Raw genomic sequence first — 16,955 nt, 5'->3', positions numbered from 1 at the left:
CCTTCCGGCAAGCCACTACCCCGCACCTACTGATTGAACGAAAAACACGAGTCCATAGACATGACAGAAGCTCAAACCGGCACCAAGCCAATCTCCGGGGCTCATCCGTTCGACGTAGCCACGCTGCGGGCTTATCTCGAGCCGCGGGTGGATGGTTTCGAGGGACCACTCACGGTCGAACAGTTCAAGGGCGGGCAATCGAACCCAACCTACAAACTCAACACGCCGGAGCGCTCTTACGTGATGCGCTGCAAGCCCGGCCCGGCGGCGAAGCTGCTGGCCTCGGCGCATGCGATCGATCGTGAATTCACCGTGATGCGAGCGCTGCGCGCGACCGACGTGCCTGTACCAAACATGTACCTGCTGTGTGAAGATGAATCCGTGATCGGCTGCGCCTTCTACGTGATGGAGTACATGTCTGGCCGCGTGATGTGGGACCAATCGATCCCCGCTGCCGACGACACACGGCGAAGTCGAATCTACGACGAGATGAACCGAGTGATCGCCGCGCTGCATAGCGTCGACGTCAAGGCAGTAGGTCTCGAGAACTACGGCAAGCCTGGCAACTATTTCGAGCGCCAGATCGGTCGCTGGACGAAGCAGTACCAGGCTTCGATCACGCAGCCGATTCCCGAGATGGATCGGTTGATGGACTGGCTCCCTGCCCACATACCGGCGAGCGCGCGCGACGAGAGCCAAGTGTCGATCGTGCACGGCGACTACCGGCTCGACAATCTGATGTTCCACGCCACCGAGTCACGGGCGATCGCAGTGCTCGACTGGGAACTCTCGACGATCGGCCATCCACTGGCCGACTTGAGCTACCACTGCATGTCGTGGCACATCCAGCCGGGCCCGACAACCCTCGGCATTTGCGGGCTCGACCTCGCCGCTCTCGGCATACCCGACGAGAAGAGCTATGTGCGCCGCTACTGCGAGCGAACCGGCCGCGCCGACCCCGACGCAGTGATGGCCGATTGGAGCTTCTACCTCGCCTACAACATGTTCCGGCTCGCCGGCATTCTGCAAGGAATTGCCAAACGTGTGGAGACGGGGACGGCATCGAGCGCGCAGGCAAAGCAAGCGAGTGCCGGTGCGCGGCCGCTTGCGCAGATGGGTTGGGCACTCGCGCAACGCGCTTGAATGAGCGTGCGTCCACTTCAGCGACGCCCTCGGGTCATCGACGCTTGAAGAAGCAATGCAGCCGATGCTGAGGCGATCTGGGAGGCAGTGGGTCGGCAAACATGCACCATGTTCCGGTGAAACAATCAAGCAGGAGGCAGTGCTCGCGCTGCATCGCGTGCGGCATACGCCAGGCCATTGGGCGGATGGCGTACGCCATCGTCACGACTTTCTCGGTGCGTTTGGCCACGAGCTTTCACCGCGTGCTGTGCGCCCGCCTCCGCCGGACCGCCACCGATACGATCATCTCCGTCCAGCGTTGCCGAGCGACGGGCTTCTATGTCGCCGGCCGCGGTCGCCGTAGCGGCGTCGCCGCCGAAGACGCCCTGAGTCAGGTTGAAGAACGAGCGTTCATCGCGTCAAGAATCGACGCGAATTGCCCCCAGTGATCCGGTGACAAGCAGGTTCAGGTTAAAACCGGATCTGGCCACAGCCAGAGTAGCTTTAGGTCGGACGGGTCGAGCCCCAAATTGATGGCTCAAAAGCCGGATTTGGCCCCTGGTCTGCGGCTGGTTTTGCTGGGACTTTCCGCGCGACGTAGAGCCAGAGACGAGCCCGAACAGCCGCATTTCCGGTTAACTTGACAGCTCCGGCCGTGCGGCTCAAAACCTCTCAGCGATGCGCTTGCCGAGGTCGAGTTCGATTCCCTGAGGCTGCTGCAAACCGCGTTCAAAGAGGCTGCGCACGTGAGCTGCGTTCTCCGGACGCCCCGCCGTGCGCCTGAAGGCGGCCATAGCTGCTGCGTAATCCCCCGCCGGAATTGCGGTAGCCGCATCGACGAACTCCTTCGTGCCAGAGACCCCGGCCTTGCTAAAGCCGGCGATGCGGCGGGCGAAGGTGTCGACGAAGTCGTCCAGTTCGCCCTCTGGAAGCACGCGGTTGACATATCCATATTCGGCAGCGAGCTTGGCCGGGAAGTCCTCTCCTCCCACCACGATCTCCATTGCGCGACCTCGGCCTACCAACTCAGCCAGCCGCCCCATCGGGTTGCCGCCGGGTACGGCGCCGAAGCCCACCTCGGGCTGCCCCAGGATGGCATTAGGCCCAGCGAAACGGATGTCCGTGTGCAGGACGAACTCGCTTCCCGCTCCTCGGGCGCGGCCGTTGATGGCCGAGATAGTGAGGGCCGGAACCCTGCTGAGGCGCAAAAGGGTGTCCGGGTGGGGCAGGAGCCCGGTGGGGCCCGGCGCCGTGGTGTACACGCGCTGGATATCCGACTTGAGATCGAAGTGCGCCATGAAGAAGTCGGGGTTGGCGCTCTGGAACACGACGACGGTCAGATCGGGGTCCTGCTCCATGCGGGTCACCAGTTCGCCAAGCTCATCGATGGTGTCCGGATCGATGAGGTTGATCGGCCCGTTCTCAAAGGTCACCTTCCAATAGGCCGGCGACACCGCGTGTACTTGAAATTGGGTTTGTTTGCTCATGGTCATAATTCCTTAGGTTTAGATCAACACCAGATGTCGCAAAGATGCCGACTTGGTCAGCTCCGATCCTTGTTCGGATTAACAAGGTACTTCGCGCCCGTCGACGCCTTGCTGTAGACCGCGATGGCGTCAAGCTGCAGTGCTTCGACCATTGACACCTCCCGCGTGTAGTGGCTTGCAAAGGTTGTCTTAAGTTCGGATGCCACGCGTTGCTTCAGCCGCTCGACCTCGGTCGCGCCGACCTTCTGCAGAAACGGGAATAGCAACCAGCCACCCATGCTCCATGTCATGCCGAAGCCACGGGTGAATTCCGTCGCCCCCCGGTCGAGGCTGCCGTAGATGTAGACCTGCTTGTGCACGGTCGATCCGTAGCGGTTGTATTCCTTCGCATTGCGGTTCGCGGCGGCTTCCATCGCCATGAGGATCTGGCCGGCCACCTTGCCGCCGCCGATTGCGTCGAAGGCCAGCGTCGCGCCGGTTTCAGCCAGCGCATTCGTCAGGTCGGCCATGAAGGTCGGCGACGTGCTGTTGCAGACGTACTTCGCGCCGAGTTCGCGCAGCAGCGTCTCGTGCTCGGGCTTGCGCACGATGTTGACGAGGCCGATCCCGTCTTTCAGGCAGACCTTGTTGAGCATCTGCCCCAGGTTCGACGCCGCAGCGGTGTGAACCAGCGCGGTGTGGCCCTCTCGCTTCATCGTCTCCGTCATGCCGAGAGAGGTGAGCGGATTGGCGAACCATGAGGCACCTTCCGCCGCCGTCGTGCCCTCGGGCAGCGATAGGCACTGCGCGACGTTGACTGCGCAGTACTGCGAATACATCGCGCCGCCGATCACACCCACCGTCTTGCCGAGCAGGGCCTGTGCAGCCGGGGAACTTCCCGCGCCCACCACGACGCCGGCGCCTTCGTAGCCGACCGGCACGGACTCGCCTAGGCGGCCCGCCACGGCCGGCAGCATGCGGGGCGGCACGGTGGCAGTGACGACCGGACGGTCGGCTGTGCCGGAGGCCTTCGCGGTCGACATGTCGGCCATGCCAAACAGCACCATCAGGTCCGACGGGTTCATCGGCGCCGCCTCGATGCGCACGAGCACCTCGCCGGCTTTGGGTTCGGGCATCGGCACCTCGGCGAGCGAGAGTTCAAGCTCGCCGCCGGCGCGGACGATGGAGCGGAGTTGCAACGGCATGGGAGTGTCTTGTGAGTTGGACAAAGGCGAGTTCATGGAAGCTGAACGCCTCCGATCACCAGGACTCGCGGAAGGGCCGCACTTCCGTCAGGAACGACCACGCTGAACGTGGCTGGTGGGTGACGTGCCAGACCTCTTCGGCGATGTCGGATGGCTTGATGAAAAAGTCATCCGGCTTGTCCGCCATCCGCGCGCGGGCCCAAGGCACGTCGATGACTGCGTCGATCATCATGAAGGACACGTGCACACCCCGGGGTCCCATCTCACGAGCGATGGACTCGGCCAGAATGCGCTGCGCCGCCTTGCTTGGCGCAAAGCCCGCAAAAGCAGCCTTGCCACGAACGGCCGAGGTGTTGCCTGTAACCAGCAAGGCGCCCCCCCCTGCTACCTCCATTCGCGGCGCCGCCCACCGGGCAAGGTGCAGCAGGGCCATGACATTAATCTGGAAATTCTGCTGGAGAACCTGCGGGTCGATGTCGAGGAAGTTGCCGAATGCCCCACCCACTGCGTTGTGGATCACCACCTTGGGGATGCCGGCGCGTTGCTCGATGGCATCGAGTGCAGCCGCTAGCGCCGCAGGGTCGGCCACATCGCAGGGGACCGCAAAAGCGTTTGGAAGCGCGCTCTCGAGATCGGTCAAGCGCTCGACCGTTCGCGCGAGCATGGCCACCTGGTAGCCGCCATCGTGGAACCGTCGGACCATTGCCGAGCCGGTGCCCGGTCCTACGCCGGTGATGATGACAAGCGGCCTCATGCGGCCTGCTCCAAGCGAGCTTGCACGAAGTGCAGGCGGTCATTGCCGAAGAACATATCGTCCTCCACGAATAGGGTCGGCGCGCCGAACACGCCGCGCGACGCCGCCCCGCCGGTTGCCTCATCCAGGAGGGCCTGTGCGGCCGGCAAGTCCATCCGCGCTTCAAGCGTCTCAGCGTCGAGCCCCGCAGCGCCCAGCAGGGCCGCGACCTCGGCCGCCGTGGACAGCGGCGCGGGAGCTGACCAAAACGCGTTGAAGATTGCGTTCACCGCCGCGGGCATAGCGCCCAGTTGCCCGGCCACGAGCGTGGCACGCAACAGGCGGCTGGCGTCGATCTCCGATCCCTGGGGATGCCGATTGAGTGGAACTCCATAGTGGGCCGCCCATCGCGCCATGTCGGTCATCACGTAGCGGCCTTTGGGTGCGCAGGTGAGGCTCGTCGGCACGTTTCCCACCGCCTTCATCAGGGCCCCGATTTCGAATGGGTGGAAGGCGATCTCGACATCCATCTTCCGGACCTGGGACAGTGCCAGGAAGCTGTAGGGGCTGCGATAGTCAAAGTAGAAGTCAACGCTTTTCATTTGGGTTCCTTTGAGAGTCCGTGGTTGTGAATGATGTTTATCGTCTGCGTCCGAATCCGTGCTCGTTTGCGAACTTCGTGAGATATGGGCCGAACTCCGGCGCGAAGGCAGGGTCGTTCGCGAGGCGGTCAAAGTGCGCCATGGCGCGGGGAAACCGCTCACGGGCGCTGTCCAGGAGCGGCGCCTTGCCGAGCGCACTTAGCGCGTCGCTACGGCCCAGTTCGTTGTGGAAAAGGGCGAGCTCACAGGCGAAGCAGATGTCGGCCAAACTCACCCTCTCGCCGACAAGCGCTTGGCGGGCCGGGGCCAAGGCCCGGTCGATCCCCGTCATGTAGGTTGTGAACGCCTCGTCGGCGCGAGCGTGGACGTCCGCTGCGAGCTCGGAATCTTGTAGGGCGAGGAGGTAAATCTGCGCGTCGCGACCGAACACCAGGCTGACATCCAGAAAGCTATCGATCCGCGAGGCCTCGAACGGATCGTGGCCATATAGGCCACTGCGCTCCGATTGGCGTGCAACCGCACGCATGATGCTGTTGGATTCAAAGATGCCGATCTGACCGTCCCCGCTGAAAGCTGCAGGGACTGTCCCGAACGGCTGAGCTACGAGAAAGGCGTCGGTCTTGTAGAGACTGAGGCCCTTGAATCCGATCCGGCCCATACGCTCGGCGGCAGTGCGCTCCTCGGCGGACACTTCGCTCAACGGTCGAGCGTCGAAGTCCCAGAGCCAATCCACGAGTTCGCCGCCCGCAGCCCCCCGCACCTCCAGATCGACGCCGCCGATGCGCGCGGCGATGACTGACTTCCACACACGAGGATTGGGCAGGTAGGAAAAGATCCGCACTTCAGCCATCGAGCTGTCTCCATGGTGCGCCGACAAGCGGTGGCGCAGTTGTTCCAGCGGGCTGCGGAGCCAGCCACTGCCGACACCACCCACTGTTCACGCCCCATTCTGCATGACGACCATCATCCTGTCTATCGCATTACTTCACCAAAAGACGTTTGAACTGCACTGACTTGCCCGGAGACGGATGCGTCAAACAGGACGCGACCGCATGGCTGGACTGCTCCAATACCGGAGCGTCGACCGTAAGCGCCGCCGTTGAAGTCGCCGGGAACAAATGCTTCGGACGTCTGGGCGGGACCTGGCCCTGGACGGGGCATGTCCACCAAAAGCGTGGCAACACGCTTTTGCTCGCGCGGCGGAAATACGCCTCAACGGAGCGCGAGCGACCGCGCGGAGCGAGCCAGGCAGGTCGGACCGAACGAAATCACTCTGATGAAGAACCTGAGCCACAAAGGTTGGCGCCCAGATGGAAGCTACTTGTGGCCGGGTGGCGCCCACATGAGCTGAATAGGCGTATTGGTCAGCACCCCGCACTCAGACGCTGCACTGAGCACTCATGCAATTTGAGTTCCACCACTCGCGGCGAAAACCTGCGAGCGCTCACCGTCGGGTGCGAGGACCTAGCATGCTCCGCACTTGCCGAGCACGCGCCGAGGAGGAACGTGTTAGCGCCCGTGCCGCAACTCAGGTTTCGTCCCGGTTGCCTGAGAGCGCCCGCTCATTGGGCCCCTTGAGCGCCACCAGTTGCTCGCGTACGCTGCTGAGCAGGTCGTCGGAACGAGCCGGGTCTATGATCACCCGCGAGAGCGCCAGAGCACCAACCATAGCGCTGACGGCCAACATCGCTCTGGCATCGTCGTTATCACCAAGGTGGCGCCGCGCCGCGGCAATGTAGTCCTCGATAGAGCCTGACATGACCGCTCTGGACTGAGCATCGGCGCGTCCGACATCGGAAACCAACGCCGAGACTGCGCATCCAGTGCTGCGCGAGTCCCGGTGGCTGGAGCTCAGATAGTCATTGACGAAACCAGCCAAGCCACGCGAGCGCGCTGATTTCTCCCTCGCTGCCGACCGACGTACTCCATCACTCAGAGCTTGCCTAAGGGCTTGGGCAAGTAAGTCCGCGCGAGATGCAAAATGACCGTAGAAGCCGCCATGCGTGAGGTTCACGCTCTTCATGAGCTTGCCCACGCTCACTGACTCAAGTCCGCCGTCTCGAATCTGGTCGGCGGCCTCCTTCAGGATCCGCTCTCGACTTTGCGCCTTTTCGGCCTGCGAATGTCCCAAGGCAAACGCTCCTGTGCAATCTGACGATCTGGATGACGGTCAACATCTCATTGTAGACATTGATGGCTCCATGATGCATTCGCGCCTCCTCTTCAACCCAGCGAGAGCAGAGCTCGAGCCAACTGCTGCGGCATGGACAGGAATGGGCTGTGATCCGAGTCCAGTCGCAGCACCTGCGTCCTGTTGGCGGGCGTCGCGGTGTCTGCCTGCGCCACCATCAGGTCCTGGAGCGCCGGCGGGATGGTGTTGTCCGCGCTGGTCCGGATATACGTACGTGGAATGGCTCCCCAGCGCTGCACGGAAGTGGCGATTGGCGTGACCATCGCACCTATCGGAATATCCGGCGACAGCAAGTTGAGAGCGGCCCGCGCTGTTGCAGCGTCCACCTTTCCATAAAACAGATTGATAAGCCCCGCGCGGTAGGCATTGTCTGTGGATGCGGGGTCGAGCCGCAGGGCGCCGGTAACTCCAGGATCGCTGCGCAGCAGCGGTGTCAAAAGCGATGGCGGAGCCTGTTCAACAGGAGGGAATGCCACCATCGGCTCGCCGTCCTTGGGCATGAATGCCGCGAGATAGACCAGGCGCGCGATCTTGCCGGGGCCCAGCAGTTCAGCGGCAGCATGGATCGCACCGCCGCCCATGCTGTGACCCACGACGATCGGAGCCGGGAAGCCCGCGGCGAGCAAGGAGTCAACGGCATTGCCCACGACCCGAGCGTAGTCGGCCAGCGTGATACCCGCAACCGGTGAGCGTTCGGTCGCCAACGCCGCCGTCCGGGGCTGAACGTCGAACGCCGCCGGGAATTCCGCATTGAGGCCATGCCCCGGCAAGTCGATCGCCAGCACCGGGTGGCCGGCAGCGGCCAGCAGAGGACTGACTTTGCTCCAGCACCAAGTGCCATGCCAGGCCCCGTGAACCAGCAGGTATGGGCTTTTTGGCAAGAGCGCTGGCCCCGGTTCTGCATGGGTTCCCGAGCACGCGGCCAGGGCCGCGCCCGAGGCTGCAAGGACAGATGAGATGATGGCGCGTCGAGAATGAAGCATCGCGATGTCTCCGTGGATTAGATTCCGGAGCATCGGTGGAATGCAGGATTGACTCTAACGCCTCAGTGCAATTCAGCGGAATGCGTGCAATCATTGACTCGAAACTTCCCTTTTGAGAGTCAACCACTGCCGGACCATCGTCGTTTCCAGTGACCTCCGTAACACCGTTCCCTCCCATTGAGTTCGATCATGGAGGCATATGCCTGCGCGGCCTGCGCGTGGCGGACAGCCACGATGTTGACGAATCGCCCCTGCAAACCGCGCCCTTTTTTGGCGAATGCAAGCTTCAGCGGTTGCGGCGTGACGATGTGTTCCATGGAACGCTCGACTGCGTTCCGATGGGCCCCGTGTCATTCAATCGCACACGCTGGGGCGCGCGTGTTTCGCTCCAACCTCTGTCACAGGCCTTGCAGGGCTACTACCTGATCAGCCTGCCGACTCGAGGAGCAGCGCAAGTACGCCAGGGCGGCGAATTGCACCAACTGGCTGTGCAGAGTCCAGGCGTTTTCAGTCCAGTTCGCAACTTCTCGATGGAAGTGCATGAGGGATATGACCAACTGCTGATCCGCGTTGATAGTTCATTGATTGCAGATGCTTGGCAGGGGCTGACCGGTCGGCCCCTGATAGCACCTTTGATTTTCGAAACGTCTATGCTCGCGCGACCGCAGTTGCCCCAGGCGTGGCGCGGCATCGTCGCCCTCGCCGGCATTGCGTCGGAGCTCCCGCCAGCCGTCAAGGCACGGCAATTCGCGCAAGCATCGCTGGCGGACGCTCTGGCATCGCTTCTGCTGACCCAGCATGCCCATAACCAACAGTCCGCGCTCGACGCAGGGGCGACCTTCGCGGCCTCGCCGCGGATCGTCAGACAGGCCGAGGAGCTGATGCTACGGCGGCTACGGTCCCACGTTTCGGTGAGCGACCTTTGCATTGAGTGCGGAGTGTCTCGCCGCACCCTGTTCGCCGCGTTTCAGTCTTGCCACGGTGCAGGTCCGATGACGTGGCTACGGGAAAGGCGGATGGAAGCCGCGCGGGGCGCGCTGCAGAAGCCGAGCCGCGGCGAAATTCGCGTTACTGACATCGCTCTCGAATACGGCTTCACCCATGTCGGCGACTTTGCCGCGACGTATCGACGGCAATTCGGCGAAGCGCCCTCGCAGACGCTAAGGCGTAGCCGGGCATACGGCTGAAACTGCGCCAAGTTTGAAACTCTGGTGTGCGCTAGCCAATTCGGGATCGAAGCATTGCGCATTAGCGCAGATCCTATTGAACCTGCCAAGGCGCAGGCTGCCCTTCGAACGCGATTGAGGAAATCTCAACGACAACCCAGGCGAACGCTAAAGTTCCAGGAACCTTCCCGTAAAGAGCGCTATGCCCGCCGCCAAGCGCGAAGCGGCGCAACGACTCAAGTCGCGCGTGGTACCTAACGCACTTCGTTGATGTAGACGTGGTCCTTGGTTAACGCACGTCGCACGCCCACGATAGTGGGAACGTTGGACTGATCGAAAGCAACTTCCTCGATCATCATGATCGCAGCAGGTGTCTGTATGCCAAGAAGCCGAGCATCGTCAACCGAGGCGAGTTCGGCGCTGAGCTCTTCTCTCACGGCCGAAATTTTGATTCCATACCGCTCGACAAGAAAGGTATAGACGAGTTGAGGAACGTCTTCGTTCTTAAGGGGAAAATCCGGTACGCGTTCAGCCGCCAGAATGAAAGTGTCGAGCATTACCGGTTGCGCGTTTACCAAGCGAAGTCGCTCGAGTCGAATAATGTCCGCGCCGGCATCGAGTCCAAGCTTTTCCTGCACCACGGCGTTCGCCTTTTCCCGCACTACAGCCAGCACCCGAGCTTCGGAATGGACTAGCGAGCCGTCTCGTCTGTGCAGTCGGAAGTACTTGAAGAAGTACCTCAGTCCTCGGTGTGCAGTGCGCCCGGTAACGACAGTTCCCGTCTTGCGTCGACGGCTCAGCAGCCCCTCTGCTGCGAGATCGAGCAGAGCGCGCCTAACCGTTCCGACTGCGACACCCATGGTGTTGGCCAGCGAGATCTCGCTGGGCAATACATGCCCGGGTGGCCAGGCTCCCACGTCGATGGCCTCGGAAATCTGGCGCTTGACGACTTCGTGCAGCGGCGAACTCGACAGTTCAGTGATGCGCTGCACAGGCGAGTTGTCGCCTGCTGCCTGCGCGGATCGTTCTTCGACTTCGAGCATCTGTTCCCGTCCGTTGGCTCAACTTTAATGTTTATATTTTGCCAGGGATAGGCCGCACGTTGTGCTCGGTCGATGGCCTCGATCGGAAATGGTGAGTTACTCGGCTCCGCAGACCTCGAGGATTGCGATCATGTAGATTCGGATCATGTCAAGGTAGTCGGCGATGTCGACACGTTCGTCGGGCATCGTGTTGTAGCGGCCGCCGGGACCGCAGACCACGCCTTCCATTCCGGCTGCCGCATACAAATGACCCGCGTCAGTCCCGAAGAAGCCAGCGGGTTTGATAGCGCCAGTCGGTTGCTCCGTACCGCGCACTTTCTTGAACGCTTCGTTGACAACCTTGACGATGCGAGAGTTCTTGTCGACCTCGAAGGGCGGCATGGTCGGGCGTCCCGTGTGCTTCTCGGCGACCACAGTGGCTTTCAGGCCAGGGTGTTCTTGTTCGAGCGTGTCCAGCAATCGCCGCAGGTCACCCAGGGCATCGGCTTCGGTCTGGCCCGGTGCGTAGCGACACACGCCGCGCAAGCGAACAAAGTCTGACACCTGCGGTGGACGCCATCCATGCAGGTCCTTGCCCAGCGCGCCATTGACGATACCGACATGGCCGCGGTTGATCGATCGATGCTCCTCGCTTTTTGCGTTGCTGAAGGTCATGGCGTTGATTCGTGGGATCAGCACGCACGCTGCCGCAATGGCATCCACTGCTTCCTCGCGCTTGGACAGATGGCGAGTGACACCCGTCAACTCGATCGTGTACGACAGCGAGGCTGCATGCATCGTCACCGCGGACAGGTCGGTCGGCTCGCTGTTGATGAAGTAGTCTGCACGTACGCCCTGCTGAATGGCCGCCAGTGTCCCCACGCCCCCCTGGAGTTCGCCGACCACGAAGGTGAGCACGACATCACCCTTGACCCTGACGCCGGCGTCGATCAACGTCTTCACCGCGCAGAAGTACGCAGCGTCGCCGGCCTTCATGTTCGACACACCGATGCCATAGATGAACTTGTCGTCCACCGTGCCGGCCCATGGGTCGACCGTCCACCCCTCCGAGACGGGGTTCGTGTCGAGATGGCCGTTGAACAGCAGGCTCTTTCCGCCGCCGGTGCCCTTCCAGGTGCCGATTGCGTTCACGCGGCTTTCGTTGACAGGGGTCAGAGCCGCCTCCAGGCCAATGGAGTGCATCTGCTCGACCATGTATTGCGCCAGCACGCGCTCGCCATCGGTTTCTGGATAGCTCTTGTGCTGCACCATCTTGGTGAGAAACTCGAGGGCAGCGGACTCGTCAACACGGTCCAGCAACTGATCAACGTTCATGGGGCAACTTCCAATTCAGGAGCAAGGCTGGCGTAGTCGCCAACCGGAGTGGGTACGGCGTCGAGCAAGGAGCGCGTGTAGGCATGCCGCGATGGAGAATCCACCTCGGCGGTTTCGAGGAGGTCGACCAGGTCGCCCCGGTACATGACGGCGATGCGATGGGCAATCTGGCGCACGAGGTTCAGGTCATGCGTGATGAACAGGTAGGCGGTGCCGAACTGCTTTTGCAACTCGATGAGAAGCTCAACCACCGACGCCTGCACGGAAACGTCGAGCGCCGAGGTAATCTCGTCGCAAATAACCAGTTTGGGACGTGACGCGAATGCGCGGGCAATTGCGACCCGTTGCTTCTCACCGCCCGAGAGCTGATGCGGGAAGCGGTTCATGTACTCACGCGGCAGGCGTACCTGTTCCAGGAGGTCGCCGATGATCTGTGTGTATTGGCCTGACGGGGTGTCGGTGTACAGCTTCAACGGTCGCGACAGGATGTCTCGCACGCGTTGGCGCGGATTGAGCGAGGCGTCGGGATGCTGGAAGATCATCTGCACATCCCGCCGGTAGAGCTTCCCCATGTCCTTCGCGCCGTTAATCTGTTTGCCTGCGAAGAAGAGCTGGCCCTCGAAAGGATTGAGGCCGGTCAGGGCCTTGGCCAGCGTCGACTTACCGGAACCGGACTCACCCACCACGCCGAGAATCTCACCGGGCTTGACCGCAATGCTGATGGCACGGTTGCCGACGACGCTGGCTTTGCGCTTGCCGAGCAACCTGGCGAATGCTGAGACGCCGCCATAGGTCACGCTCAGCGCTTTGGCTTCGACCAACGCTTGGCCGCCGGTCTTTGGGGGGGCGCCAACGAGGCGGTGATCGGGCCGAGGCACGGCGCCGATCAGCCGCTTCGTATAGGGATCGGCTGGATGGGTGAACACCTGTTCCACCTCGCCTTGCTCGACGATGACGCCCTTGTGGATCACTGCCACCCGGTCGGCCACCTGGGAGACCAGTGCAAGGTCGTGCGAGATGTACAGCGAGGCCACGTCCGTTTCGGCCTGGAGCTCGTCGAAAAGATCAAGGATCTGCCGTCCAGTGATGACATCCAATGCGGTGGTCGGCTCGTCGAAGATGATGCATTCCGGCCTGCAAGCGAAGGCTGTGGCGATCACGACGCGCTGTTTTTCCCCGCCGGACGCTTCGTGTGGGTAGCGGCGCATCATCCCCGCTGGGTCCTTGAGGCCGACGCGGTCGAGCATGGCAATGCCCTCCATGGCTGCCTGCTTGCGGGTCAGGTTGCGATGCCGGACCAGCACTTCCGTCAGCTGCTCCCCGAGCGACAGGGTTGGATTCAGAGAGGTACTCGGATCCTGGAACACCATGCTGATGCGGCGCCCGCGAATGGAATCGATTTGCTTCGGAGCGAACTTCAACAGGTCTTCGCCGACCAGCTTGATGCTCCCGCTCGTCTCGATGGCGTTACCCGCGAGGTAGCGCATGATCGACCAGGCGAGCGAAGTCTTTCCGGAGCCGGACTCGCCAACCAGGCCGAGCACTTCGCCGCGATCGATCGTCAGATTGAGATTGACCAGCGCATGGAAGCGACCGTTCGGCGTCGCGTAGTCGAGCGAGTAGTCTTTGACTTCAAGGACGTGATCCATGACAGGCCTCAGGTTTTGGGGTTGAGGGCATCACGAAGACCGTCGCCCAGAAGGTTGAAGCCGATGGCGACCATCGCCACGGCGGCGCTCGGCCAGAGGATCATCCAAGGGCTCAAGTGCATGAACTTGCGAGCCTCGGCGGCCATCAGGCCCCATTCAGACGCGGGAGGTTGTGCGCCTAAGCCGAGAAAGCTCAACGTCGCGAAGAGCATGACCGCGAAGGCCACGCGAATCGTCATCTCGACCACGACGGGCGCCACGACGTTCGGCAGCATCTCACGCAGTACGACGTACAGGCTTGATTCGCCGCGTGCAATCGCGGCACTGACGAAGTCTTGCTTGCGGATCGCCAGCGCTACGGAGCGCGTGATGCGGGTCATGCTCGGCACGAACGCGACGGCAATGGCCAGCACCGCGTTGATCTCGCCCTTGCCCATCAGGTTGACGATGAGTAGCGCGAACAGCAGGCTCGGGATGGCCATCACAGCGTCGACCGTGCGCATCACGATTTCGTCGAATCGGCCACCGAGGAAGGCGCACAAGGTTCCTATAAAGGCGCCTATCAAGCTGCCGATCGCAGTGGCCATGAACGCCAAGACGACCGTGGAGCGAGCTCCGTAGAGAACCCGACTCAGTAGATCCCGGCCGTACTGGTCGGTGCCGAGCCAGTTCTCCGCGCTGGGCCCTTTGTAGCGCGACAGCGGTGCCATGTCGTCGGGACTGTGAGGCGCCAGATAGGGGCCGAACAGCACCATCACCATGACGATCCCGATGATCAGCATCCCCAGCTTGCCTTGCGGCGAGCGCATGAGACGCGCGAAGAAATGGTTGGATCCGAGCTTTCCCGCCGAAGCCGACGCGGCGCTGGGCTTTTCGCTTTGGAGCGGTGTGGCGATATCACTCATACTGAATCCTCTTGTCGAGCGCCGCGTAGGCCATGTCAGCGACGAAGTTCACGACGCAATAGGTCGCGGCCATGATGAGGGCGCCGGCCTGGATGGCGGGCAGATCACGGTTCTGGATGGCAACGATCAGTTGGCGTCCGATGCCTGGGAGGGCAAAGATTTCTTCAACGACGATGACACCACCCAGGAGGTAGCCCACATCAAGGGCAACGATCGTGATCGTGGGTAGAAGCGAGTTGCGCAAGGCGTGCTTGAAGAGCACCGCATACTTCGACAGGCCCTTGAGACGGGCCGACCGGATGTAGTCCATGTGCAGCACATCAACCAGCTCGGAGCGGACCATCCGCGACACGTGCGCAATCAAGATGACCGAGACCGTGATCACAGGCAGCGCCAGATGCCGAAGTCCGCCGAAAAAGCTCTCCGAAAGCGGGATGTAGCCGGTCGCGGGAAGGATCTGCCAGAAGTCGGCGAAGACCAGCACCAGCAGCGTCGCCGTCACGAACTCTGGAAGCGACACGCCGACGTACGACACGACGCTCACAAGTACGTCGGCAATCTTGCCGCGGCGCACGGCCGCGATGATACCCAGTGGGATGGCGATCATTAGCATGAAGCTGATCGACAGGAAGGCCAGGGTCAGCGAACGACCCAACGCCTCCATCATCACCGGAGCGACGGCTTGCCCGGTGCGCATCGACTCGCCGAAGTCACCGCGGATCGCTCCGGTGAACCAGTGCAGGTATTGCTGCCAAAGCGGGGCATCGAGACCCAACTGATCTCGCAACGCCTGCAGCGCATCAGGTGTGGCGTTCTCACCCAGCATCATCACCGCAGGATCGGCGGGCAACACCTGTGTAATGACGAAGACAAGGATTGACACGACGAGAAGCGTGTAAACGCTCAGTCCGATCCGTTTGAGGAAGTAGCTTAGCGACATGGTTGCTCCAAGCGAGGGCGCGCTTCAGGCGCGCTTCGGGGCGCCGTCGTCCAGCGAAACGTAGTCCAGACGGTAGACCAGGCCGCGCGGATTAACCTGGTAGCCGTCGACATAGCTGCGCTTAGCGCGAAGCAGGTCGAAGTACACCGGGATGATGGAGGGCACTTCCTCCGTCATGAGTCTTTGCGCTTCGGCGTACAGCTCGTTGCGCTTCTTCACGTCAGCCGTTGCGCGAGCGTCGGCCACCAGCTTGTCAAAGGTCGCATTGTTCCAGTGCGTTTCGTTCCAAGAAGCGTTCGAGGTGTACAGCAGGGAGAAGATCGAATCGACCGTCGGCTGCATGTTGTAGAAGCCGACATAGAAGTTGCCCTTCTTCCAGACCTGCTCCAGATAAGTGGCATGCGGCATCGTCTGCACATTGATGTTGAATCCAGCGGGCTTGGCCATCTCGCGCAGGGCGACGGCCATTTGCGTGCGAATCGACGGATTGTCGGAAGCGACCAGTGTGAGGGTGAGGCCCTTGTCATGGCCCGCTTCTGCCAGCAGCTTCTTCGCCTGCGCAATGTCCCGCTTGCGCTGCGGCAGTTCCTTGTAGAAGGGATAGGACGCACTGATGGGGTTGTCGTTCGCAACGGTGCCATAGCCTTCGGCAACGAAGTCCACCATTGCGGGGCGGTCGACGGTCAATGCAAGCGCCTTGCGGACCCGCACGTCGTTGAATGGCTTCTGGTTGCAGCCGAGATTGATGTTGCAGAACACGCCCGACGGCAGCTTCAGGGCGTTCACACCGGACGCAGCCTTTAAGCGCGCAAACTCAGCGGGCTGCACCAGCGCCATCAGATCGGTATCGCCGGCGATCAACGCGGAGCCCTCGGCTGTCGCGTCTGGGTATACCCGGACTTCAATACGATCGAGGTAGGGACGCGCCTTGTCGTAGTAAGCCTCGTTGCGTGCGACAACCACGATACGCTCTGGCTCAAAGGTCACGAGCTTGAAAGGCCCGGTGCCAATGGCTTCGCGATTAAGTCGGTCCAGCCCCTTCTGCAGCACGGATGCCGGAACGATCTTGGCGCTCGGGAATGCCAGGGCGACAGGCAGATCCGCGTAGGGCGACGACAGGACGAACACCACGCTGCTCTTGTCAGGAGCGCTGACGCTCGCGATTGGGCCGATGTTCTGGCGGCCCGGCGAGGCGGTCTTTGCATCCAGGATGGCCTGGAAGCTCGCGACAACATCAGCAGAAGTGCATGCCGAGCCGTCATGGAAAACTAGTCCTGGGCGCAGCTTGAAGGTCCATTGGGTCAGATCGGGAGAACTGGTCCAGGACTGGGCGAGATCAGCCTCGGGGGCCATGGTCGGGCCAATCCGCGTGAGCCCAGAGTACAAGAGTTCGGCAACCAAGTACTCCGGCGTCACACGCGCCACCAAGGGGTTCAGCTTGTTGACTGCTTGATTGATGCTGACGCGCAGCGTACCGCCGCGTTTTTGCGGGCCGGCAGCAAAGGCCGATGACATGGGAAAGGACAGCGCAGCCAACGAGGCGGCAGCCCCGAGGAAGTCGCGACGGTTCGCAGCAACAAGGGTGTTCATGCGGAATCTCTCGGTGAGTGGTTGCCCTCGGGAAGCGGAGTGCAAA

At 62.0% G+C, this 16,955-nt stretch carries 17 protein-coding genes; 3 read left to right on the top strand and 14 right to left on the bottom strand.

The window, feature by feature from the left end:
* Positions 1–60 precede the first annotated feature (60 nt).
* On the top strand, positions 61–1,143 hold the full coding sequence (locus RZE79_RS32145; protein ID WP_319362286.1) for a phosphotransferase: 1,083 nt from the start codon (positions 61–63) through the stop codon (positions 1,141–1,143).
* Between the two features lie 185 nt (positions 1,144–1,328).
* Positions 1,329–1,571 (top strand): hypothetical protein, encoded by a 243-nt coding sequence (locus RZE79_RS32140; RefSeq protein ID WP_319362285.1) that lies wholly within the window; start codon positions 1,329–1,331, stop codon positions 1,569–1,571.
* 213 nt (positions 1,572–1,784) lie between these two features.
* On the opposite strand, the gene RZE79_RS32135 is transcribed toward RZE79_RS32140, so the two are convergent.
* The 8 genes from RZE79_RS32135 to RZE79_RS32100 form a co-directional block, all read right to left on the bottom strand.
* Positions 1,785–2,609 (bottom strand): enoyl-CoA hydratase/isomerase family protein, encoded by an 825-nt coding sequence (locus tag RZE79_RS32135; RefSeq protein WP_319362284.1) that lies wholly within the window; start codon positions 2,607–2,609, stop codon positions 1,785–1,787.
* Positions 2,610–2,665: 56 nt separating this feature from the next.
* The gene (locus RZE79_RS32130; RefSeq protein ID WP_319362378.1) at positions 2,666–3,793 is read right to left on the bottom strand and encodes a zinc-binding dehydrogenase; all 1,128 of its coding nucleotides are present in this window, start codon (positions 3,791–3,793) and stop codon (positions 2,666–2,668) included.
* Positions 3,794–3,848: 55 nt separating this feature from the next.
* A complete protein-coding gene (locus RZE79_RS32125) occupies positions 3,849–4,547 on the bottom strand; it encodes an SDR family NAD(P)-dependent oxidoreductase (protein WP_319362283.1) in 699 nt (232 codons plus the stop codon).
* Positions 4,544–5,128: a 2-hydroxychromene-2-carboxylate isomerase gene (locus RZE79_RS32120; protein ID WP_319362282.1), complete on the bottom strand. Its 585-nt coding sequence runs from the start codon at positions 5,126–5,128 to the stop codon at positions 4,544–4,546. Before RZE79_RS32120 ends, RZE79_RS32125 begins: the two co-directional genes overlap by 4 nt.
* A gap of 37 nt (positions 5,129–5,165) precedes the next feature.
* Positions 5,166–5,978, bottom strand: coding sequence for a glutathione S-transferase family protein (locus RZE79_RS32115; RefSeq protein WP_319362281.1), 813 nt, complete (start codon positions 5,976–5,978; stop codon positions 5,166–5,168).
* Between the two features lie 678 nt (positions 5,979–6,656).
* Positions 6,657–7,259 carry a TetR/AcrR family transcriptional regulator gene (locus tag RZE79_RS32110; protein WP_319362280.1) on the bottom strand — a complete coding sequence of 201 codons (603 nt, stop codon included), beginning with the start codon at positions 7,257–7,259 and terminating at the stop codon, positions 6,657–6,659.
* 92 nt (positions 7,260–7,351) lie between these two features.
* Entirely contained in the window at positions 7,352–8,302 is a 951-nt protein-coding gene (locus RZE79_RS32105; protein WP_319362279.1) for an alpha/beta fold hydrolase, read from the bottom strand.
* A gap of 119 nt (positions 8,303–8,421) precedes the next feature.
* A complete protein-coding gene (locus RZE79_RS32100) occupies positions 8,422–8,619 on the bottom strand; it encodes a hypothetical protein (RefSeq protein WP_319362397.1) in 198 nt (65 codons plus the stop codon).
* On the opposite strand from RZE79_RS32100, the gene RZE79_RS32095 reads away from it, so the two are divergent.
* Positions 8,611–9,489, top strand: a complete 879-nt coding sequence (locus RZE79_RS32095; RefSeq protein ID WP_373696604.1) for an AraC family transcriptional regulator — start codon at positions 8,611–8,613, stop codon at positions 9,487–9,489. The genes RZE79_RS32100 and RZE79_RS32095 overlap by 9 nt on opposite strands.
* Before the next feature lie 233 nt (positions 9,490–9,722).
* Here the strand turns inward: RZE79_RS32095 and RZE79_RS32090 are convergent, their stop codons facing one another.
* From RZE79_RS32090 to RZE79_RS32065, 6 genes are all read right to left on the bottom strand, one after another.
* Positions 9,723–10,511, bottom strand: a complete 789-nt coding sequence (locus RZE79_RS32090; RefSeq protein WP_319362278.1) for a GntR family transcriptional regulator — start codon at positions 10,509–10,511, stop codon at positions 9,723–9,725.
* A 96-nt stretch (positions 10,512–10,607) separates the two neighbouring features.
* Complete coding sequence (locus tag RZE79_RS32085; protein ID WP_319362277.1) at positions 10,608–11,825, bottom strand: M20/M25/M40 family metallo-hydrolase; 1,218 nt, start codon at positions 11,823–11,825, stop codon at positions 10,608–10,610.
* Positions 11,822–13,474, bottom strand: a complete 1,653-nt coding sequence (locus RZE79_RS32080; protein WP_319362276.1) for an ABC transporter ATP-binding protein — start codon at positions 13,472–13,474, stop codon at positions 11,822–11,824. Before RZE79_RS32080 ends, RZE79_RS32085 begins: the two co-directional genes overlap by 4 nt.
* 8 nt (positions 13,475–13,482) lie before the next feature.
* Positions 13,483–14,283, bottom strand: a complete 801-nt coding sequence (locus RZE79_RS32075; RefSeq protein ID WP_319362376.1) for an ABC transporter permease — start codon at positions 14,281–14,283, stop codon at positions 13,483–13,485.
* An 88-nt stretch (positions 14,284–14,371) separates the two neighbouring features.
* Positions 14,372–15,319, bottom strand: coding sequence for an ABC transporter permease (locus RZE79_RS32070; RefSeq protein ID WP_319362275.1), 948 nt, complete (start codon positions 15,317–15,319; stop codon positions 14,372–14,374).
* A 24-nt stretch (positions 15,320–15,343) separates the two neighbouring features.
* Positions 15,344–16,909, bottom strand: coding sequence for an ABC transporter substrate-binding protein (locus RZE79_RS32065; protein ID WP_319362274.1), 1,566 nt, complete (start codon positions 16,907–16,909; stop codon positions 15,344–15,346).
* Between the last annotated feature and the right edge of the window lie 46 nt (positions 16,910–16,955).

Source organism: Variovorax sp. EBFNA2, from assembly GCF_033802765.1.
Classification (GTDB): Bacteria; Pseudomonadota; Gammaproteobacteria; order Burkholderiales; family Burkholderiaceae_C; genus Variovorax; species Variovorax paradoxus_H.
Note: the sequence above shows the minus strand (reverse complement) of the source record. Positions and strands in the feature narration are given on the sequence as shown.